Origin of the sequence: Actinomycetospora chlora (genome assembly GCF_039542135.1) — a bacterium.
GTDB lineage: Bacteria > Actinomycetota > Actinomycetes > Mycobacteriales > Pseudonocardiaceae > Actinomycetospora > Actinomycetospora chlora.
The window spans coordinates 81,571-100,291 of the sequence record NZ_BAABHO010000020.1 but is presented as its reverse complement, the minus strand read 5'-3'; the positions used below and the strand labels follow the sequence as shown (position 1 = coordinate 100,291).

Below are 18,721 nucleotides of genomic sequence, written 5' to 3'. Positions count from 1 at the left end.
GCCCGGCCGGGCGCACCGCCCCGCGCTCCTCCGCCGGCCGGGCCGGGCGCGTGCCGGCGGGCCGCACCCGGGCGGGCGCGCCCGGCACCGGACCCGGCACCTCGACGTCGCAGCGGCTCGCGTCCAGGGACATGACGACCTCCTCGGCTCGCACACGCGTTCGATCGAACGCGTGTGCGATGTCTAGCACCGACCCCCGACAACGTCGACGGATCGCCCGGCGTGTCGTTCGAACACGTGTTTGATCCCGTCGCTCCGCGGCGCTAACTTCGCGCTCGAGGACCCCGCCACCCGCGGGGCGACCGCACGCCCGGCCCCGCCCGGGTCGGCGGACACGACGTGGGAAGGACACACGGCCATGGCACGCACGCCCCGGGGGCCCGACGGCCCCGACGAGTCCGGGGCCGGGCCCGAGGTGGCCCCGGAGACGGCCGCCGTCGTGCCGGCCCGGGTGCACGCCTTCCCGGAGCCGGCCGACGCCGACGCCTCCCCCGGTCTCACGCCCCGCCAGCGCAAGGTGCTCGAGGTCATCCGCGACCACGTCGAGCGCCACGGCTACCCGCCGAGCGTCCGCGAGATCGGCGACGCGGTCGGCCTGACGTCCACGTCGTCCGTCGCGCACCAGATGCGGACGCTGGAGAAGAAGGGCTACCTGCGCCGCGACCCCAACCGTCCGCGGGCGCTCGACGTGCGGCTGCCCGAGGAGCTCGAGGGCGCCGACACGGCCGACCACACCGAGGAGATCCGGGCCGACCGCCCCGCGCCGACGTTCGTGCCGGTGGTCGGCCGCATCGCCGCCGGTGGCCCGATCCTCGCCGAACAGGCCGTGGAGGACGTCTTCCCGCTGCCGCGCGAGCTCGTCGGCGAGGGGTCGCTGTTCCTCCTGCGCGTCGCCGGCGACTCCATGGTCGACGCCGCCATCACCGACGGCGACTGGGTGGTCGTGCGCCAGCAGCCCGTGGCCGACAACGGAGAGATCGTCGCGGCGATGATCGACGGCGAGGCGACGGTCAAGACCTTCAAGCGCCGGGACGGCCACGTGTGGCTGCTGCCGCACAACCCGGACTTCGAGCCGATCCCCGGCGACGAGGCGACGGTGCTCGGCAAGGTCGTGGCGGTGCTGCGGCGACTCTGAGGGCAGGCTCCGGGGCGCTCACGCCCGGGCGCCCACCGGCTCCTGCCACGGCGCGGGCCGCCGCACCACCACCGCGAGCACCCCGACGATCGCCGCCAGGAGCACCGGGGCGGGCAGCAGTGCCCGGGCAAGCCCGACGTGCAGCACGAGCAGCGCCCCGGCCAGCGCCCCGAGGAACATCGTCGCCACGGACAGCACCCGCCGGGTGACGACCACGCGGCCCGACGAGCGCACGTCCGCGGCGATCCCGGTGAGGGTCATGGTGAGGACGGTCGTGGTGAGGTCGGGCACCGCGAGGTGGCGGACCGCGGAGTTCTGCAGGCCGAGGGCGATGGCCGCCAGCGCGGCGACCGCCGAGGCGAGCCCGCTGCCCGGCGTGCCGCTCAGCCCGATGAGCAGGCCCACGGCCACGAGCAGCAGCACCGTCTCCACCAGCGCCGCGTCGCGCAGCAGGTGACCCCGGCGCCGGGCCCGGCGGGTGGCGAGCGAGCCCCCGGCCAGCGCCCCGACGAGGAACCCCCCGAGCGCGGCGAGCGACGCCGCGAGGGCGAAGCCGGGCGCCCCGGCCACCGCGAAGCCGAGGAAGACGACGTTGCCGGTCATGTTGGCGACGAAGACGCGGCCGAGGCCGAGGACGCTGACGGCGTCGACGAGTCCCGTGGCGGCGGTCATCACCAGCAGGAGGATCGGGAGCGGGCCGTGGACGGGCCCGGAGAACCACGCCCCGGTCCGGTCGCCGTGCGGTGCAGCGGTCACGGTCGCCCATTCTCGGGCGCGGTCGGGGTGCTGGGCATCCGTCGATCGACGTTGCTGCCAGCACCGGGCCGACATAGGGTCAGGTCATCTGATGACCTGAGGAGTAGGGAATGCGTCCGATACGACGGGGTGGCCTGGTGGATCAGGTGATCGACGTGCTCACCGCCTCGATCAGCAGTGGCGAGTGGCCGCCCGGGCACCGGCTCCCGGCCGTGACCGAGCTGGCCGTGGAGCTGGACGTCGGGCGGTCGACGGTGCGCGAGGCCGTGCAGGCGCTCGCCCACCGCGGCCTGCTCGAGGTCGCCCAGGGGCGGGGCACGTTCGTCGCCGACCCCGGCAGCGGCGCCTGGACCCTGCGGCTGCGGCGCAGCGAGGCGCTCGACGTCTACGAGGCCCGGCGCGGACCCGAGATCGAGGCCGCCCGCCTCGCCGCGCTCCGGCGCACCGACGACGACCTCGCGGCGATCGAGGCGGCGATCGCCGACCGGCGCGCCGCGCGCACCTGCGGGGCGATCGGCGAGTGGGCCTCGGCGGACCTCGCCCTGCACCGCGCGGTGGTCGCGGCGACCCAGAACCCCGTGCTCCTGCGCCTGTTCGACGCCCTCGCCGACGGCGTGCAGGACGTGTTCCACCACCAGAGCGCGGACCCCGGCAGCGGCGTCGACACCGCCGCCGACCACGACGCGCTCGTCGATGCGATCGCCCGCCGCGACCCCGAGGCCGCGGCGCGGGCGACCCGCTCCTACCTCGACGCCTGCGAGGGCGAGATCCGCTCGCTGCTCGCCGACGGCGCCGGGGACACGGCGTGAGCCGTCGGCGGGCCCTCGGCCTCGCCGTCGAGCACGGCGTCGACGACCTCTACCAGGGCTCGGTCCCGGCGCTGGTCCCCGCGCTCGTCGCGGTCCGGGGCTGGGACCTCACGCAGGCCGGCGGGCTCGTGCTCGCGGCGACCGTGCTGTCGTCGGTCGCACAGCCGCTGTTCGGCCTCCTCGCCGACCGTCGACGCTTCCCGCACCTGCGGGTCCTCGGGATGCTGGTCGCCGCGGCCGGAGTGGGCGCGGTCGGGCTGACCGGGTCCTACCTCGCCACGTGGTCGGCGGTCCTCCTCTCCGGCCTGGGCATCGCGGCCTACCACCCCGAGGCCGCCCGGGCGGTGCACGCCACCGGCACCGGCGACCGCGGGATGGGTTGGTTAACGGTCGGCGGGCTGGCCGGCTTCGCGGCCGGTCCGGCGGCCGTCGCCGTGGTGGTCGGCGGCCTGGGGCTCCCGGCGACGCCGTTGCTCGCGCTGCCCGCGGTCGCGGCCGCGGTGCTCGGGGTCCTCCCGCGCCGGCGTCCCGGTCCCGCCGTGGTGGCCGGCGCCGCGACCGTCGCGGCGGCGAGGCGCGACGACTGGCCGCGCTTCGCCTGGCTCACCGGCGTCGTGGTCGCCCGGTCGGTGGCGTTCTACGGCCTGTCCGCCTTCCTCGCCGTGCACCTGACCGTGCGCTTCGGGTTCGGCCCGGGGCTCGCCGCGGCGACGCTCGGCGTCTTCACGGGCGCGGGGGCGGTGGCCACGATCGCGAGCAGCGCCCTGACGCGGCAGTGGGGACGCACCGCGGTGCTGCGCGGGTCCTACGTCGTCGCGGTCCCCCTGCTCGGCGCCACGCTGCTCGCCCCCTCGCCGGTCCTCGCGCTCGCCGCGACCGCTCTGCTCGGCGCGGCACTCGGCGTCCCCGTGCCGGTGCACACGACGCTCGGCCAGGCCTACCTCCCGCGCCACCTGGGCCTCGCCGCGTCGGTGACGCTCGGGCTCGCGACCAGCGCGGGCGGGCTGGCGTCGCCGGTCCTCGGCGCCCTCGCCGACCACGAGGGCACGACCGTCGCCCTCGCCGTCCTCCTCGCGGGTCCGCTCATCTCGGCGCTGTGCACCCTGCGCCTCCGTGATCGGGACGGGGACCGGGGCGGAGCCGGCGAGCGAGCGGGGAGTTCGCGCGCGTAGAAGCAGCGAACCGCCCGATCGCTGCCCCTACCGGGACAGGCGGCGGCGCACGAGGGCCACGAGGCCGAGGAGCAGCCCGGCGGCCACACCCGTGGCCAGCACGACGCCGACGGTGGCGAGCGGCTCGGGCAGGCCGGCCGAGGCGGGCGGCGAGGCGACCGGCGAGGGGAACGCCGTCGGGGCGCCGTCGACCAGTGCCGTCGCGCCGGGGATCGCGTGCAGCGGCGCGGGCGGCTCGCCGCGCGGCGTCTCGCCGGTCGCGAGCAGCGTCCCGTCCGGGGCGAAGGCCAGCGCCTCGCCCTGCACCTCGCCGGGCAGCGGGACCCGCACGGGCGCGGCCCGCAGGGCGGTGACGACGTCCTCCGCGGTGGTGGTGCCGCCGGGCGCCGGGAAGAGCCAGGCGTCGGCGTACGTGCGCAGGGCGACGACCCGGCCGTCCGCGGAGATCGCGCCGCCGGTGTAGGTGCCCGACCCGAACGTCGTCAGCGCCTCCCCCGGCACGACGACCTCGCCCGCCCGCCGCAGGACGCCGTCGTCGCCGACGTAGACACCGCTGCGCCCGCCGAGGTCCTTGGTGACCACCACCGGACGCCCGTCCGCCGCGACCAGCAGCGACTCGGCGTCGTGGGGGCCGTCGGTGTAGGTGTAGCGCACGACCTGCTCGCCTCCGTCGGGCAGCAGGCGCAGCACGGCGACGGTCGCGCGCCGACGGTCGTTGTCGCCGGTGTCGGCGAGCCAGAGCGTCCCGTCGGGGGTGCGGGCGAGGTCCTCGACGTCGCGGCCGAGGTGGGGCACCTCGCGCTCGCCCACCACGGCGCAGCGGTCGTCGAGCCGGTAGACGGTGCTCGGGTTGCCGCTGTCGTTGACGACCTCGTACCCGTCGGCGTCGGCGACCAGCCCGGACGCCTCGGCGAGCCGGGGGTCGTCGAGCGTGCAGCGGACCGCCGGGTCGGCCCACGCGACCGCCGGGACGAGCAGGCCCGCCAGGACCAGCACGACGAGCAGGGAGCGCCTCAGGGCACGCGAGCCGGGTCGGTCGCCGCCGCGCGCAGCGACGCCGCGAGCTCCTCGGAGACCCGGGCGTGCAGCTCCGTGCCCTCGGCCGTGTGGCGCTCGGCGAGCACCTCGCCGTCGGCGTGCGCGCGGGCGACCAGCGCGCCCTCGGTGTAGGGCAGCAGCACCTCGAGCTCGACGTCCGGGTGCGGGAGGTCCTCGGCCAGCCGCGCGCGCAAGCGGTCGAGACCCTCGCCGGTCTGCGCGGACACGAACACCGCCCCGGGCAGTGCGCCGCGCAGCTCGGCGAGCGCCAGCGGCTCGGCCGCGTCCACCTTGTTGACGACGAGCAGCTCCGGCGGCACAGGGGTCTCCAGCCCGGCGAACACCTCGCGGACCGCCGCGATCTGGTCCTGCGCCGACGGGTCCGAACCGTCGACGACGTGGAGCACCAGGTCGGCGTCGCCGACCTCCTCCAGCGTCGAGCGGAACGCGTCGACCAGCTGGTGGGGCAGGTGGCGCACGAACCCGACGGTGTCGGTGAGGGTGACCTCGCGGCCGTCGGCGGTCTCCCACCGGCGCGTGGTCGGGTCGAGGGTCGCGAACAGCGCGTCCTGGACCAGCACACCCGCGTCGGTGATCGCGTTGAGCAGGCTGGACTTGCCGGCGTTGGTGTAGCCCGCGATGGCCACCGACGGCACGGCGCGGTTCTGGCGGCGCCCGCGCTTGGTCTCGCGGACCGTCGACATGCCCTCGATCTCGCGGCGCAGCTTGGCGATGCGGCGGTGGATGCGCCGCCGGTCGGTCTCGAGCTTGGTCTCGCCGGGACCGCGCGTGCCCACGCCACCGCCCCCCGCGCCGCCACCACCGCCGGCGCCGCCGCCCTGCCGGGACAGCGACTCGCCCCAGCCGCGCAGGCGGGGCAGGAAGTAGCGCAGCTGAGCGAGCTCCACCTGCGCCTTGCCCTCCCGGGAGCGGGCGTGCTGGGCGAAGATGTCGAGGATCAGGGCGGTCCGGTCGATGACCTTGACCTTGAGCTTCTCCTCGAGCTGGCGCAGCTGGCCGGGCGAGAGCTCGCCGTCGGCGATGACGGTGTCGGCGCCGGTGGCCTGCACCGTCTCGCGCAGCTCGGCGACCTTGCCCGACCCGACGAACGTGGCGGGGTCCGGGTTCTGGCGGCGCTGGACGAGGCCGTCGAGCACCTCCGAGCCGGCCGTCTCGGCGAGGCGCGCGAGCTCGACGAGCGAGGCGTCGGCCTCGCGGGCGGTGCCCGAGGTCCACACGCCGATGAGCACGACGCGCTCGAGGCGCAGCTGCCGGTACTCGACCTCGGTGACGTCGGTGAGCTCGGTGGACGAGCCGACCAGCCCGGGCACGCGCCGCAGGGAGGCGCGCTCCTCGAGGTCGAGGGCGCCGCCGGTGGGCTCACCGGGGTCGGCCACCTCGTCGAGACGGATGTCGCTGCTGCGGTCGCGACGGCCCGCGGGGCCGGGCTGGGTCGCCGACGGCGTCGACACGCGAGGGTCCTGCGCTGCGGGTTCTGTCATCTCACCGTCCATGGTTCCACGCGCGGCAAGGTGAAAACCACCTCAGTGTGTCGCGGGGACCGGCGCTCCCCAGGTGCCACGCGCGACGAGCTCGGCCGGCCCGGTCAGCGTGGTGGTGGCCCCGTCGACGGCGACGACGAGCGTGCCGCCGGGCGTGTGGACGGTGACCGCGCCGGTCCCGCGGCCCACGGCGTCGAGGGCGGCGACGGCCCCGGCGACCGTGCCGGTGCCGCACGAGCGGGTCTCGCCGGAGCCGCGTTCGTGCACGCGCAGGGTCACCGCGCCGTCGGCCAGCGGGGTCAGGACCTCGACGTTCACCCCGCGCGGGAAGAGCGTCGCGTCGTGCGCGGGCGGGCGGGCGAGGTCGAGCGCGTCGAGGCGCGGGGCGAGGTGGGCGGGGAGCACGCACGCCAGGTGCGGGTTGCCGACGTCGACGGCCACCCCGGTGAGCTCGAGCCCGTCCAGGCGGGTGGTCGAGGTCGGCCCGAGGATCGCCGGACCCATGTCCACGGTGACCGGGCCCTGGTGGTCGACCGTCACCCAGCGCGTGCCCGCCCGGGTGGCGACGGGGTGGGTGCCGGGGGCGACGAGTCCCGCGACCAGCAGGTGGCGGGCGAAGACCCGCACGCCGTTGCCGCACATCTCGGCGAGCGACCCGTCGGCGTTGCGGTAGTCCATGAACCAGGTGGCCGCGCCGGCGTCCACCCCGGCCGCGACGGCCACCGGCGCGTCGGTGCGCGCCACGCGCAGGACGCCGTCGGCCCCGATGCCGCGCCGGCGGTGGCACAGCGCCCGCACCAGCGCCCCGTCCCCGGCGTCGAGGTCGATCTCGCCGTCGGGGTCGGTGAGCACGACGAAGTCGTTCTCCGTGCCGTGACCCTTGACGAACTCCACGCGACCCAGCGTAGCGAGGGGCGCCAGGCCTGCCCTGAGTGCAGAAGTACGTGATCTGCAGAACAGCATGGTCAGCAAATATGCAGACAATGCAACTTGGGCGTACGGTCGGTGTGTGACCACGGGACTGCGGGAGCGCAAGAAGCTGCGGACGCGGCACGCGCTCGGCGCGGCCGCCCTCGAGCTGGCGGTCGAGCACGGGCTGGCCGACGTCACGGTCGAGCAGATCGCGGAGGCCGCCGACGTCTCGGCCCGGACCTTCTTCAACTACTTCTCCTCCAAGGAGGAGGCGGTCGTCGCCGCCGACGTCGAGCGCGCGCTGGTCATGGAGGAGCAGCTCGAGGCCCGGCCGGCCGACGAGCCGGTGCTCGCCTCGGTGCGCGCGGTGCTGCGGGAGATGGTCGGCGGTGCCGACGAGCGGTGGCGGGACGTCGTCCGCCAGGTGCGCCTGGTGCGCGCCAACCCCGCGCTCGTGCCCCACCAGCTGGCCGCCTACGCCACCATCGAGGGCCGTCTCGCCGCCGTCATCGCCCGGCGCACCGGCCTCGGCGAGCACGACCTCTACCCGGCGCTCACCGCCGCCGCCGTCATGTCCGCCACCCGCGCGGCGACCACGCGCTGGCTCGCCGCCGACGGCGAGGTGGACCTCGCTGCGTGCCTCGACGAGGCGCTGGACCTCCTCGCGACCGGGCTGGCGCACCCACCGTCGCGCGCCCCCTGACCCGCGCAGCCCACCGCCCCCACCCACCGCTCCCGCACGGAGAACCCCTGATGTCCGCACCCGCGACGTCCGCGCCCGCGACGACGTCCGCCGCCGGCGCCCTCCCCGGCACCCGTCACGTGCTGGTGGCGCTGTCGGGCCTGCTCATGGCCCTGTTCGTCGCCATCCTGTCCTCGACGATCGTGTCGAACGCGCTGCCGCGGATCCTCGCCGACCTCGGCGGCACCCAGGCGCAGTACACGTGGGTGGTCACCGCATCGCTGCTCGCGATGACGGCGTCCACCCCGATCTGGGGCAAGCTCGCCGACCTCTTCTCGAAGAAGCTGCTGGTGCAGCTCGCGATCACACTGTTCATCGTCGGCTCGATGCTCTGTGGCCTGACGACCGGCACCGGCGAGCTCATCGGCTTCCGCGTCGTCCAGGGCCTGGGCATGGGCGGGCTGATGGCGCTGGCCCAGGTCGTGATCGCCGCGATCATCCCGCCGCGTGAGCGGGGCCGGTACTCCGGCTACCTCGGCGCGATCATGGCCGTCGCGACGGTCGGCGGCCCGCTCATCGGCGGCGTCATCGTCGACACCATCGGCTGGCGCTGGTGCTTCTACGTCACCGTGCCGATCGCCGTCGTCGCCCTCGTCGTGCTGCAGCGCACCCTGACCGTGCCGACGGTCAAGCGCGAGGTGCACATCGACTACCTGGGCGCCGTGCTCATCGCCGCCGGCGTCTCGGCCCTGCTCATCTGGACCTCGCTCGCCGGCCACCAGTTCGCCTGGGGCTCGTGGGCCTCCGTGGCCTGGGTCGGCGGCGGCGTCCTCGCCCTGGTGCTGGCCGTGGTCGTCGAGTCGAGGGTGCGCGAGCCGATCGTCCCGCTGCACCTGTTCCGCAACCCCACCGTCGCGCTGGCCACCGTCGCCGGCCTCTTCGTCGGCGTCGCCATGTTCGGCTCGACGGTCTACCTCTCGCAGTTCTTCCAGCTCGCCCGCGGCGCGACGGCCACCGAGGCCGGCCTGCTGACGCTCCCGATGATCGCCGGGCTCTTCCTGTCGTCGACGATCGTCGGCCAGCTGATCTCCCGCTACGGCCGCTGGAAGCCCTACCTCGTCGGCGGCGGCGTGCTGCTCACGGCCGGGCTGCTGCTCGAGGGGCTGTTCGTCAGCGCCACGCTGCCCTACGGGCTGCTCGCGGTCTTCATGGCGATGGTCGGCGTCGGCGTCGGCGCCACGCAGCAGAACCTCGTGCTCGCGGTGCAGAACCAGGTCGCCCTGAGCGAGATGGGCGCGGCCAGCTCGACCGTCGCGTTCTTCCGCTCGCTCGGCGGTGCCGCCGGTGTCGCGGCGCTCGGCGCGCTGCTCAGCTCGCAGGTCACCAGCTCGATCAGCGACGGCCTCGCCCGGCTCGGCGTCCCCGCCTCGGCGACGGCGTCGTCGAGCGGCCAGATCCCGAACTTGGCCACGCTGCCCGCCCCGATCCGCACCGTCATCGAGAACGCCTACGGCGACGCCATCGGCCTGCTGTTCCTCGTGGCCGCGCCACTGGCGCTGATCGCGCTCATCGCGATCGTCCTCCTGCGGGAGGTCCCGCTGCGCTCGACGATCGACATCGAGGAGACGGGTGCGGGGACGCCGGAGGAGACCTCGGTGCCCGACACCAGGACGGGCCCGGTCACCACCCCCGTGCCGGTCAGCCGACCCCTGCTCTCGGGCACCGTCCGCCACGACGGCCGGCCGGCCGCAGGTGCCGTCCTGACCGTCGTCGACGCCGACGGGCGCCAGCTGGGCCGGTCGGTCGCCGACCGCGAGGGTCGGTACGCGGCCTACGGCTCGGCGCCGGGTCGCCCGCACCTGCTGGTCGTCCAGTGGCACGGCACGCCGCACGTCGAGGCCCTCGGCGGGGCCACCGGCCCGCAGCGTCGCGACATCGTGCTGACGTCGGACGCCGGCCCCGACACCGGCCCCGACTCCGGGCGCCACGCCCGTGTCGCGGCCCTCGACACGCCGACCGTGGCGCTGGGCGCGGAGCGGTAGCGCCGCCGGCGTCCCGACCGAGGGGCACCCTCGCTCGCCCAGACCGAGCGAGGGTGCCCCTCGCTCAGTTGCGCCAGGCGTCCAGCACCGTCGCCACCAGGTCCGGGGCGGCGGCATCGAGCCAGCGCACACGCCCGTCGCGGCGGAACCACGAGCGCTGGCGCCGCACCAGCCGCCGGGTGGCGACGACGGTGCGGCGCGCGGCCTCGTCGAGGTCGATCGCGCCGTCGAGGTGCTCGAGCACCTCGCGGTACCCGACCGCCCGGGACGCGGTGACCCCCTCGCGCAAGCCCTGCCCGGCGAGCCGGCGCACCTCGTCCACCAGTCCCGCGGCCAGCATCCCGTCCACCCGCGCCGCGATGCGCACGTCGAGCACCTCGGTGTCCCGGTCGAGGCCGACCAGCAGCGCGTCGTGCCGGGGGCGGCCCGGGCGGGGCAGGCTCGCGGCGAACGGGCGGCCGGTGAGCTCCACGACCTCCAGCGCCCGGACGATCCGCCGGCCGTTGCTCGCCAGGATGTCGCGGGCGGCGTCGGGGTCGCGCTCGCGCAGGCGGGCGTGCATCGCGGCCGGGCCCACCGCGGCGAGCTCGGCGTCCAGGCGGGCGCGCACGGCGGGGTCGGTGCCGGGGAACGCGAGGTCGTCGAGCACCGCCTGGACGTAGAGCCCCGACCCGCCGACCACCAGCGGCACCCGCCCCCGCGCGCGGATCGCGTCGACCGCGGCCCGGGCGTCGCGCTGGTAGGCCGCGACCGTCGCGGTCTCGGTGACGTCGAGGACGTCGAGCAGGTGGTGCGGCACCCCGCGCCGGGCCGCGACCGGCAGCTTCGCGGTGCCGACGTCCATGCCCCGGTACAGCTGCATCGCGTCGGCGTTGACGACCTCGCCGTCCACCGCAGTGGCGAGGTCGAGCGCGAGGTCGGACTTCCCGGTCGCGGTGGGGCCGACCAGCGCGATCGGGCGGGAGACGAAGCGGAGCGGAGCTCGACCGGACGGGCGGGTCACAGCGCGCTCAGCGCTCCCAGATCGCCACGTGGTACGCGACGCCGTAGGGCGCCGACGAGTGCTCGAGGCGGGCCGCGGAGGGGTGCGGCAGGGCACCCGCGAGCACCTGCCACGGCACCCGCCCGGCGACGAGCAGGGCGTCGGACAGCGCCGGGTCGAGGGCGTCGAGGGCGGCGGCGTCGCCGGCGCCGAGGGCGTCGGCGACCGCCCGGTCGTAGGCCGCGGCGCGCTCGTCGAACGCACCCGGGGCCCGCGCGGTGTGGGTGGCCGCGCCGTCGCCGAGCACCAGCAGCACGGCGTCGCCGTCGGCCGCCAGCTCCTCCCCCGTCCGGTGGGCCTCGCCGGGCGGGGTGTCGGTGGGCAGGACGTGGGCGTCGATGCGCACCCGCTCGCCGGCCGTCCCCGCCTGCGCGCGCAGCCAGCCGGCGACGAGCACCGGCAGCGGCAGCTCGGGGTCGGGGTCGGGGTCGACCTTCGCGCCGGCGGAGAGCCCCACCCGCACGTCGGCCCCGTACCCGGCGAACGTGCCGCGCGTGTCGGGACCGTGGCGCGAGGGGGTGGGCGCTGCGCCCACCGCGATCCACCGCTCGCCCGCGGCGGCGAGGCGCGCGGCGACGTCGCGGCACGCGGCCCGCAGGTCGGCCGTCTCCGCGGCGGCCGACCCGGCGAGCTCGGCCACGAGCAGGGGCGGGTGGGGCAGCACCGCCGCCGGGGAGATCACCTCCTCGAGGCTAACCGGGGGCCGCTCGAGCGGCACGGGGACCGGCTCGCCGGCGGTCCGGACCGGGGAAGGGAGTTCCTGCCCGGTGCCCGGACCTGCTTGAATGCCCGGACCGTAGGAGCGGGAGGTGTCGGGTCCGATGACCGACGAGCAGGCTGCGGGGGTCGCCGCCGACGCGCCCGGCAGCACGGCGACCCCGCTCGTGGCGGACCAGCACGCCCCGGCACCCGGCCCGGCCGGTGGTGCCGCGCCGACGTTCCCCGCGGTGACGTCCGCGGCGGCCGACCCGGGGCGCTGGGGCCGCGTCGACGACGACGGCACGGTCTGGTTGCGCACGGGTGACGGCGAGCGCGCGGTCGGCTCGTGGCAGGCCGGCGACGCCCAGGAGGGCCTCGCCCACTTCGCGCTGCGCTTCGACGACCTGCGCACCGAGGTCGACCTGCTCGTGCGGCGCCTCACCGGCGGGCGCGGCGACGCCCGCTCGACGCTGCGCAGCGCGACCACCCTGCGGGAGCGGCTCGCCGAGGCCGCCGTCGTCGGCGACGTCGTGGGGCTGGGCGCCCGGCTCGACGCCGTCGTGACCGCCGCGGAGGCCGCCGAGGAGGCCGAGCGGGCGGCGCGCGCCGGGGCCCGCGACGACGCGGTGGCCCGCAAGGAGGCGCTGATCGCCGAGGCCGAGGCCCTCGCCGAGGAGACCACGCGCTGGAAGCACGCGGGCGACCGGTTCCAGGCGATGATCGAGGAGTGGAAGGCGGTCAAGGGCGTCGACCGCAAGACCGACGACGCCCTGTGGAAGCGCTTCTCCCGCGCCCGCGAGACGTTCGCCCGCCGCCGCGGTGCGCACTTCGCCGAGCTCGACCGCGCGCGCACGGCGGCGAAGGCCCGCAAGGAGGAGCTGGTCGCCGAGGCCGAGGGGCTCGTCGAGTCCACCGACTGGGGCCCGACGGCCGGGCGCTACAAGGAGCTCATGGCCGATTGGAAGGCCGCCGGGCGCACCAGCAAGGACGCCGACGACGCCCTCTGGGCCCGGTTCCGCGGCGCGCAGGACACGTTCTTCGCCCGCCGCTCGGAGGCGTTCTCGGCCCGCGACGCCGAGTTCGCCGACAACGCCCGCGCCAAGGAGGAGCTGCTGGCCGAGGCCGGCCGCATCGACCTCGGCGACGTCGACGCCGCCCGTGCCGCCCTGCGCGACGTGCAGGAGCGGTGGGACGCGATCGGCAAGGTGCCGCGCGAGCGGGTGCGGGAGTTCGCCGGGCGCCTCAAGGAGGTCGAGGACCGCGTCCGCGCCGCCGTCGACCGGCGCTGGCAGGCCGTCGACCCCGAGACCGAGGCGCGCGTCGGGCAGTTCCGCAGCCGCGTCGAGCAGTACGAGGCGCAGGCGGCCAAGGCGTACGCCGCCGGCGACCACCGTCGCGCCCAGGAGGCCGAGCGCCAGGCGGCGCAGTGGCGCGAGTGGCTCGCGGCGGCGGAGGCGGCCCGCTAGCTAGCGCCGCGAGATCGCGTAGCCCGCCCAGCGGCCGGCCAGCACGATCATGGCCAGCAGGGCGAGGAAGAGCCCGGCGCCCGGCCCGTTGCCCGCGCTGGTGTTCTGCGACCACACCGCCCACAGCCCGGTGACCGACGTGATGGTGCAGCCGGCCGCGGTGACGAACACCGCTGGCCAGCGCCGCGTCGACAGGCACACCGCGCTGCCGATCACGCCGAACACGACCGCGAGGGTGCCGAACAGCCGCGGCAGGCCGGTGACCCCGGGCTCGCCGAGGACGACCTCCCAGCCCGAGGCGCCGAGCCCGGTCCACGGCAGGACCGCGGCGAGCAGCAGCACGAGCACGGCGATCGCGGCGACGAGGGCGCCGGGCCCGAGGTCGACGCGGGCGCCGGCGCGGGGGACGTCGGTGTCGGTGTCGGGGTGGGTGTCGGGGTCGGTCACGACGGGACCTCCTCCAGGACGGCCGAGCAGCCGGCCGTCGGTGCGGGGGGCGCGGCCGGCGGCCCGAGGGTCGGCAGGCCCAGTCCGGTGGTGCGCGGGGTGGTGGGGCGCTGCCCGGCCTCGTGGGCGTCGCCGGCGCGGGTGCGGCGGTGGGCGAGCACGTCACCGTCGGCGACGACGTGGTGCGGCGCGCCGTAGGTGGCGCGGACGGTGACGACGTCACCGGGACGGATGGTCTCCGCGACGCCGGCCGGCGTGAAGTGCACGAGCCGGCCGTCGCGGGCGCGCCCGCTCATCCGGCGGGTCGCCGTGTCCTTGCGACCCTCGCCGGTGGACACGACCAGCTCGAGCTCGCGCCCGACCTGCTCGCGGTTGCCCGCCAGGGAGATCTCCTCCTGGAGCGCGACGAGGCGGTCGTAGCGCTCCTGCACCACGGCCTTCGGCACCTGGTCGGGCAGCGTCGCCGCCGGCGTGCCGGGCCGTGGTGAGTACTGGAACGTGAACGCCTGCGAGAACCGGGAGGCCGCGACGACCCGCAGGGTCTCGGCGAAGTCCTCCTCGGTCTCGCCCGGGAAGCCGACGATGATGTCGGTGGTCAGCGCCGCCTCCGGCATCGCCGTGCGCACCTCGTCGACGATGTCGAGGTAGCGCTTCGCGCGGTAGGAGCGGCGCATGGCCCGCAGCACCCGGTCCGAGCCCGACTGCAACGGCATGTGCAGCTGCGGGCACACGTTCGGCGTCTCGGCCATCGCGGCGATGACGTCGGAGGTGAAGTCGCGCGGGTGCGGGCTCGTGAAGCGCACCCGCTCGAGGCCCTCGACGCGCCCGCAGGAGCGCAGCAGGTCGGCGAACGCGGTGCGCCCGCTCGCGCGGTCGTCGAACGAGACGCCGTATGCGTTGACGTTCTGCCCGAGCAGCGTCACCTCGAGCACGCCCTCGGCCACGAGGGCCTCGACCTCGGCGAGGATCTCGCCGGGCCGCCGGTCGACCTCCTTGCCGCGCAGCGAGGGGACGATGCAGAAGGTGCAGGTGTTGTTGCACCCGACCGAGATCGACACCCAGCCCGCGTAGGCGGAGTCGCGGCGCGCGGGCAGGTGCGACGGGAAGGTCTCGAGCGCCTCGAGGATCTCGACCTGGGCCTCGCCGTTGTGCCGGGCCCGGTCGAGCAGGGCCGGCAGCGAGCCGGTGTTGTGGGTGCCGAAGACGACGTCGACCCACGGCGCCCGGCGGACCACCGTCTCGCGGTCCTTCTGCGCGAGGCAGCCCCCGACGGCGATCTGCATCCCCGGCCGGCGGGCCTTCTCCGGCGCGAGGCGCCCGAGCTGGCCGTAGAGCTTGTTGTCGGCGTTCTCGCGCACCGCGCAGGTGTTGAACACCACGAGGTCGGCGCCGTCGGCGTCCTCGGTGTGGGCGTAGCCGGCCTCCTCGAGCACCCCGGCCAGGCGCTCGGAGTCGTGCACGTTCATCTGGCACCCGTGGGTGCGGATGTGGAAGGTCGCCGGCGACACAGCAGTCATCGCCGTCCAGGGTAGGCGCCCGCTACTTGCCCAGCTTCTCGGCGTCGAAGTCCTCGACCCGGCCCGTCGTCGCGCGGTTGATGCCCCACAGGATGACGCCGAGCAGCAGCAGGATGCCGGCGAACAGGTACTCCTTCGGCGGGCGGCCGGAGAAGGGGCTCGCGAGGAAGGCGCACAGCACCGCGGCGACGACCGGGATGGCGGTCGGGGCCCGGAAGTGCCGGTGACCGACCTCGTCGCGGCGCAGCACCAGCACCGCGATGTTGACCAGCGTGAACACAGCGAGCAGGAGCAGCGACGTCATGCTGCCGAGCTCGGAGATCTCCAGCAGCAGCACGAGCACCACGGCGAGGGCGCTGGTGACGACGATCGCGAACCACGGCGTGCGGCGGCCCGGGTGCACCTTCGCGAAGGCGTTCGGGATGATCCGCTCCTTGGCCATGCCGTAGAGCAGGCGGCTGGCCATCATCATGTTGATCAGCGCGGTGTTGGTGACCGCGAACAGCGTGATCGCCGCGAAGAGGATCGCCGGGAACGACGGCGACGCCGTCTGCACCACCCGCAGCAGCGCCCCGCTCTCGGCCGCGGCCAGCTCCTCGGTGGGCACCAGCGTCGAGGCCAGCAGGGCGACGACCAGGTAGATCGTCGCCGTGATGCCCATGGCCAGCAGCATCGCGCGCGGGAAGGTGCGCGGCGGGTCGACGGTCTCCTCGGCCATGTTCACCGAGTCCTCGAAGCCGACCATCGCGAAGAACGCGAGCGCGGTGGCCGACGAGATCGCGAGCAGGACGGCCGGCTCGGAGAAGATCGAGCTCTCGGGCGCCGACGTGGCGAACTCGGTGAGCCGCGACGCGTCACCGGCGCCGTTGATGACGGCCCACGCCCCCAGCACGATGACGATGAGCAGGCCGAGGATCTCGATGGTGGTGAGGACGACGTTGACCTTCACCGACTCGCCGACACCGCGAAAGTTGATGACCGCGAGCATCACGAGGAACGCCACGACCACCAGCGGCGTCACCCAGCTCGGCAGCTCGCCGACGATCGCCTCGAGGTTGCGCCCGCCGAAGGCCTGCGCGGCCGACGCCGCCGACGTGATGCCCGAGCACATGACCGTGAACGCCACGAGGAACGTGACGAACGGGCGCCGGAAGGCCAGCTGGGTGTAGAGCGCGGCCCCGGCCGCCCGCGGGTACTTGCCGACCAGCTCCAGGTAGCTGAACGCGGTCATGAAGGCGACCACGAACGCGAGCAGGAACGGCAGCCACAGCGCGCCGCCGACCCGCTCGGACACCGTGCCCGTGAGGGCGTAGATCGTGGTGCCCAGGATGTCGCCGATGATGAAGAAGACCAGCAGCTTCGGCCCGATCGCGCGCACGAGGCCCTGATCGGAGCCCTCGTCCCGGGCGGTGGCGGTGTCGTCGGTGGTCACGCACGGCATCCTGCCGGAATACGCGCCGTTCGCACCCCTTTCGCGTGAAGTATCCGTTTCGATCTGTCGGCGCCGCGCCGTACCGTCCGGCGCCGTGGAACCGGTGATCCGGGCGGCCCGCCCCGACGAGCTCGAGGACCTGCGCGCGCTGGAGGACGCCGCGGGCGCTGTCTTCCGCGACGTCGGGATGGACGCGATCGCCGACGACGCCCCGCCGCCAGTGGTGGTGCTGCAGGGGGCGCTCGACCACGGCGGGCTGTGGGTGGTCGACGACGGCGGCCGGGTCGTCGCCTACGCGATGGACGACGTCGTCGACGGGCTGGCACACCTCGAGCAGGTCTCGGTGCACCCGGACCGCGCTCGGCGCGGGCTGGGCGCGCGGCTGGTCGATGACCTCGTCGCCCGGGCCCGGGACGCCGGCCGGGACGCGGTCACGCTCACGACCTTCCGCGACGTCGCGTGGAACGCGCCGTACTACGCGCGTCTGGGCTTCCGGGCCCTCGCGGACGACGAGCTCGGTCCCGGCCTGCGGGCGATCCGCCGCGCCGAGAGCGCCCGCGGCCTCGACCGGTGGCCGCGCCTGGCGATGCGCCGGGACCTCGAGGGGGTCTGCCGCTCGGCAGACGTTCCCCGGGGCGGGCGTCCCTAGCGTCGGGCGCACCGCACCGACCCGAGGGGGACCCCATGACCAGCCCCACGACCAGCACGACCACCAGCACCGGCACCGAGCACCCGCACGTCACCGCCACGCGCACGGCGTTCCTCGCCGCGCAGCAGGGTGACGTCGGCCCGTTCGACGCGATGCTGCCCACCGACTTCGTCATGATCAACCACGACAACGGCGTGCCGGCCCACCTGCACGTCATCGACGGCAAGGACGCCTTCTTCGCCTTCTACGGGCAGTGGCTGACGTTCTTCGGCGGCACCTTCCGCCAGGACCTCGAGGCGATCTACGGCGACGACGAGCGCGTGGTCATGCTGGTCCACGAGACCGGCCGCGTCGGCGACGCCGTGTTCGACAACCTGGCCGTCTACCTCATCGCGATGCGCGACGGCCGGTGGGCGCAGCTGGACACGTTCGACCGCGACCGCGAGGCCAACGACCGCTTCTGGGCGGCCGTCGGCGGGCCGGAGGCGCTCGCCGCGATCGACTGAGAGCCGGTGGACCCGTGTCCCGAGGACACGGGTCCACCGCACGCACTAGGCCTGCGCACCGCCGCGCTGCTCGATGTGCCCGATGCTGTCGGCCGGCAGTGCCGAGCCGTTGTCCGGGCCGGGGTGGTCGAGCGAGCGGGCGCCCGTCGCGCCGCGCTGCTCCAGCTCCTGGCGCTTGAAGATCTTCTTACCGAGCCACACCAGTGGGTCGTACTTGCGGTCGACGACGCGCTCCTTCATGGGGATCAGCGCGTTGTCGGTGATCTTGATGTGCTCGGGGCAGACCTCGGTGCAGCACTTGGTGATGTTGCAGAACCCGAGGCCGTGGTCCTCCTGCGCGTCCTCCTTGCGGTTGCGCACGTCGAGCGGGTGCATGTCCAGCTCGGCGATCCGCATGAGGTAGCGCGGACCGGAGAACGGCTCCTTGTTCTCCTCGTGGTCACGCACCACGTGGCAGACGTTCTGGCACAGGTAGCACTCGATGCACTTGCGGAACTCCTGCGAGCGCTCGACGTCCGCCTGGGCCATCCGGTACTCGCCGGGCGCGAGGTCCTCGGGCGGCGCGAACGCCGGCACCTCGCGGGCCTTCTGGTAGTTGAAGTCGACGTCGGTGACGAGGTCGCGGATCACCGGGAACGTCCGGATCGGCGCGACGCTGATCTCCTCGTCCTCGGCGAAGGTCGACATCCGGGTCATGCACATCAGCCGCGGACGTCCGTTGATCTCCGCGCTGCACGACCCGCACTTGCCGGCCTTGCAGTTCCAGCGCACCGCCATGTCCCCGGCCTGCGTGGCCTGGAGCCGGTGCATGATGTCGAGGACGACCTCGCCCTCCTCGACGTCGACGCGGTAGTCGGCGAAGTCGCCGCCCTCGGCGTCGCCGCGCCAGACCTTGAAACGGCCCTGGTAGCCCAT

General features: G+C 75.2%; 18 protein-coding genes. 8 read left to right on the top strand and 10 right to left on the bottom strand.

Annotated features, from left to right (window positions below; translation table 11 throughout):
• Nucleotides 1-358 precede the first annotated feature (358 nt).
• Complete coding sequence (gene lexA, locus ABD994_RS14490) at nucleotides 359-1,135, top strand: transcriptional repressor LexA (RefSeq protein WP_345415725.1); 777 nt, start codon at nucleotides 359-361, stop codon at nucleotides 1,133-1,135.
• 18 nt (nucleotides 1,136-1,153) lie between these two features.
• Here lexA and ABD994_RS14485 read toward each other — a convergent pair whose 3' ends face one another.
• Nucleotides 1,154-1,891 carry a YoaK family protein gene (locus tag ABD994_RS14485; protein ID WP_345415722.1) on the bottom strand — a complete coding sequence of 246 codons (738 nt, stop codon included), beginning with the start codon at nucleotides 1,889-1,891 and terminating at the stop codon, nucleotides 1,154-1,156.
• Nucleotides 1,892-2,028: 137 nt separating this feature from the next.
• On the opposite strand from ABD994_RS14485, the gene ABD994_RS14480 reads away from it, so the two are divergent.
• Nucleotides 2,029-2,700: a FadR/GntR family transcriptional regulator gene (locus ABD994_RS14480; RefSeq protein ID WP_345415719.1), complete on the top strand. Its 672-nt coding sequence runs from the start codon at nucleotides 2,029-2,031 to the stop codon at nucleotides 2,698-2,700.
• Nucleotides 2,697-3,872, top strand: coding sequence for an MFS transporter (locus tag ABD994_RS14475; RefSeq protein ID WP_345415716.1), 1,176 nt, complete (start codon nucleotides 2,697-2,699; stop codon nucleotides 3,870-3,872). The genes ABD994_RS14480 and ABD994_RS14475 overlap by 4 nt, the downstream gene beginning before the upstream one ends.
• A gap of 27 nt (nucleotides 3,873-3,899) precedes the next feature.
• On the opposite strand, the gene ABD994_RS14470 is transcribed toward ABD994_RS14475, so the two are convergent.
• The 3 genes from ABD994_RS14470 to dapF are packed head-to-tail and all read right to left on the bottom strand — an operon-like array spanning nucleotide 3,900 to nucleotide 7,315.
• Nucleotides 3,900-4,868 carry a hypothetical protein gene (locus ABD994_RS14470; RefSeq protein ID WP_345415713.1) on the bottom strand — a complete coding sequence of 323 codons (969 nt, stop codon included), beginning with the start codon at nucleotides 4,866-4,868 and terminating at the stop codon, nucleotides 3,900-3,902.
• A gap of 17 nt (nucleotides 4,869-4,885) precedes the next feature.
• Nucleotides 4,886-6,412: a GTPase HflX gene (gene hflX / locus ABD994_RS14465; protein ID WP_425550059.1), complete on the bottom strand. Its 1,527-nt coding sequence runs from the start codon at nucleotides 6,410-6,412 to the stop codon at nucleotides 4,886-4,888.
• A 42-nt stretch (nucleotides 6,413-6,454) separates the two neighbouring features.
• The gene (gene dapF, locus ABD994_RS14460) at nucleotides 6,455-7,315 is read right to left on the bottom strand and encodes a diaminopimelate epimerase (protein WP_345415737.1); all 861 of its coding nucleotides are present in this window, start codon (nucleotides 7,313-7,315) and stop codon (nucleotides 6,455-6,457) included.
• Nucleotides 7,316-7,421: 106 nt separating this feature from the next.
• On the opposite strand from dapF, the gene ABD994_RS14455 reads away from it, so the two are divergent.
• Together ABD994_RS14455 and ABD994_RS14450 are read left to right on the top strand one after the other, a co-directional pair.
• A complete protein-coding gene (locus tag ABD994_RS14455) occupies nucleotides 7,422-8,027 on the top strand; it encodes an acyl-CoA-like ligand-binding transcription factor (RefSeq protein WP_345415710.1) in 606 nt (201 codons plus the stop codon).
• 50 nt (nucleotides 8,028-8,077) lie between these two features.
• A complete protein-coding gene (locus ABD994_RS14450; RefSeq protein ID WP_345415706.1) occupies nucleotides 8,078-10,048 on the top strand; it encodes an MDR family MFS transporter in 1,971 nt (656 codons plus the stop codon).
• A gap of 64 nt (nucleotides 10,049-10,112) precedes the next feature.
• On the opposite strand, the gene miaA is transcribed toward ABD994_RS14450, so the two are convergent.
• Together miaA and ABD994_RS14440 are read right to left on the bottom strand one after the other, a co-directional pair.
• Nucleotides 10,113-11,051 (bottom strand): tRNA (adenosine(37)-N6)-dimethylallyltransferase MiaA, encoded by a 939-nt coding sequence (gene miaA / locus ABD994_RS14445; protein WP_345415703.1) that lies wholly within the window; start codon nucleotides 11,049-11,051, stop codon nucleotides 10,113-10,115.
• Nucleotides 11,052-11,058: 7 nt separating this feature from the next.
• Nucleotides 11,059-11,772 (bottom strand): class III extradiol ring-cleavage dioxygenase family protein, encoded by a 714-nt coding sequence (locus ABD994_RS14440; protein WP_345415700.1) that lies wholly within the window; start codon nucleotides 11,770-11,772, stop codon nucleotides 11,059-11,061.
• A gap of 139 nt (nucleotides 11,773-11,911) precedes the next feature.
• Between ABD994_RS14440 and ABD994_RS14435 the strand changes: the two genes are divergently transcribed.
• The gene (locus tag ABD994_RS14435) at nucleotides 11,912-13,255 is read left to right on the top strand and encodes a DUF349 domain-containing protein (RefSeq protein WP_345415697.1); all 1,344 of its coding nucleotides are present in this window, start codon (nucleotides 11,912-11,914) and stop codon (nucleotides 13,253-13,255) included.
• Here the strand turns inward: ABD994_RS14435 and ABD994_RS14430 are convergent, their stop codons facing one another.
• Genes ABD994_RS14430 through ABD994_RS14420 form a run of 3 tightly spaced genes read right to left on the bottom strand, consistent with a single transcriptional unit; the run spans nucleotide 13,256 to nucleotide 16,660 of the window.
• Nucleotides 13,256-13,702 (bottom strand): Rv2732c family membrane protein, encoded by a 447-nt coding sequence (locus tag ABD994_RS14430; protein WP_345415694.1) that lies wholly within the window; start codon nucleotides 13,700-13,702, stop codon nucleotides 13,256-13,258.
• Entirely contained in the window at nucleotides 13,699-15,219 is a 1,521-nt protein-coding gene (miaB, locus tag ABD994_RS14425) for a tRNA (N6-isopentenyl adenosine(37)-C2)-methylthiotransferase MiaB (RefSeq protein ID WP_345415691.1), read from the bottom strand. Before miaB ends, ABD994_RS14430 begins: the two co-directional genes overlap by 4 nt.
• Nucleotides 15,220-15,241: 22 nt before the next feature.
• A complete protein-coding gene (locus ABD994_RS14420; RefSeq protein ID WP_425550058.1) occupies nucleotides 15,242-16,660 on the bottom strand; it encodes an APC family permease in 1,419 nt (472 codons plus the stop codon).
• 94 nt (nucleotides 16,661-16,754) lie between these two features.
• Here ABD994_RS14420 and ABD994_RS14415 point away from each other — a divergent pair, with 94 nt between their 5' ends.
• Both ABD994_RS14415 and ABD994_RS14410 read left to right on the top strand, forming a co-directional pair.
• Nucleotides 16,755-17,300 carry a GNAT family N-acetyltransferase gene (locus ABD994_RS14415; RefSeq protein ID WP_345415734.1) on the top strand — a complete coding sequence of 182 codons (546 nt, stop codon included), beginning with the start codon at nucleotides 16,755-16,757 and terminating at the stop codon, nucleotides 17,298-17,300.
• 35 nt (nucleotides 17,301-17,335) lie between these two features.
• Nucleotides 17,336-17,806: a hypothetical protein gene (locus tag ABD994_RS14410; protein WP_345415683.1), complete on the top strand. Its 471-nt coding sequence runs from the start codon at nucleotides 17,336-17,338 to the stop codon at nucleotides 17,804-17,806.
• Nucleotides 17,807-17,851: 45 nt separating this feature from the next.
• On the opposite strand, the gene ABD994_RS14405 is transcribed toward ABD994_RS14410, so the two are convergent.
• On the bottom strand, nucleotides 17,852-18,721 hold the full coding sequence (locus ABD994_RS14405) for a succinate dehydrogenase/fumarate reductase iron-sulfur subunit (RefSeq protein WP_345415680.1): 870 nt from the start codon (nucleotides 18,719-18,721) through the stop codon (nucleotides 17,852-17,854).

Excerpts from the sequence above, each read along its gene's own strand:
- lexA (WP_345415725.1), top strand. The coding sequence starts at position 359 with ATGGCACGCACGCCCCGGGGGCCCGACGGCCCCGACGAGTCCGGGGCC.
- hflX (WP_425550059.1), bottom strand. The coding sequence starts at position 6,412 with ATGACAGAACCCGCAGCGCAGGACCCTCGCGTGTCGACGCCGTCGGCG.
- ABD994_RS14450 (WP_345415706.1), top strand. The coding sequence starts at position 8,078 with ATGTCCGCACCCGCGACGTCCGCGCCCGCGACGACGTCCGCCGCCGGC.
- ABD994_RS14435 (WP_345415697.1), top strand. The coding sequence starts at position 11,912 with ATGACCGACGAGCAGGCTGCGGGGGTCGCCGCCGACGCGCCCGGCAGC.
- miaB (WP_345415691.1), bottom strand. The coding sequence starts at position 15,219 with ATGACTGCTGTGTCGCCGGCGACCTTCCACATCCGCACCCACGGGTGC.
- ABD994_RS14420 (WP_425550058.1), bottom strand. The coding sequence starts at position 16,660 with ATGCCGTGCGTGACCACCGACGACACCGCCACCGCCCGGGACGAGGGC.
- ABD994_RS14410 (WP_345415683.1), top strand. The coding sequence starts at position 17,336 with ATGACCAGCCCCACGACCAGCACGACCACCAGCACCGGCACCGAGCAC.
- ABD994_RS14405 (WP_345415680.1), bottom strand. The coding sequence starts at position 18,721 with ATGGGCTACCAGGGCCGTTTCAAGGTCTGGCGCGGCGACGCCGAGGGC.